1 protein-coding gene is annotated in these 493 nt (G+C 45.0%); it reads left to right on the forward strand.

Annotated features, from left to right (window positions below; translation table 11 throughout):
* Positions 1 to 345, forward strand: a 345-nt coding sequence (locus BLX24_RS31145; RefSeq protein ID WP_143092982.1) for a RagB/SusD family nutrient uptake outer membrane protein, incomplete at its 5' end; no start/stop codon positions are given.
* Positions 346 to 493: the final 148 nt, after the last annotated feature.

Raw genomic sequence — 493 nt, forward strand, 5'->3', positions numbered from 1 at the left:
GCAGAAGCTTATTTCAGAAAAGGTGATTTGGCAAAAGCGGCCACTGATATAAACGTAGTTCGATCAAGAGCAAAAGCCTCTCTTATTAAAGCCTCCGATGTGACCGAAGATTTTATTCTGGATGAACGAACCCGCGAATTAATCGTAGAAGAGCCCAGGCTGCGTACACTCATTCGCATGGGGCGTTTGGTAGACCGTGTCAGAAAATACAATTCGATACCTTCTGTGCCCAATGGCCCGGCTTCCGGAAAAACAATTCAGGACTTTAACCGATTTTGGCCGATACCCCAAAAAGTAATTGATGCGAACACCGGCGCCAAATTCGAGCAAAATCCAGGCTACTAGCTAATTCACTTGTTTTCAACTTTACCCGCAGACTAACACAGAGTTAACGTCGTAACGTATCGCAGATGGTTGAAAGCGCAAACCAGCGCTTTCAACCATCCGGGACTTTCTGTAGGCATACTATTCGTTCATAGAAGAATGTTAATGG

The sequence above is a fragment of the Arsenicibacter rosenii genome, from assembly GCF_001870735.1.
Classification (GTDB): Bacteria; Bacteroidota; Bacteroidia; order Cytophagales; family Spirosomataceae; genus Arsenicibacter; species Arsenicibacter rosenii.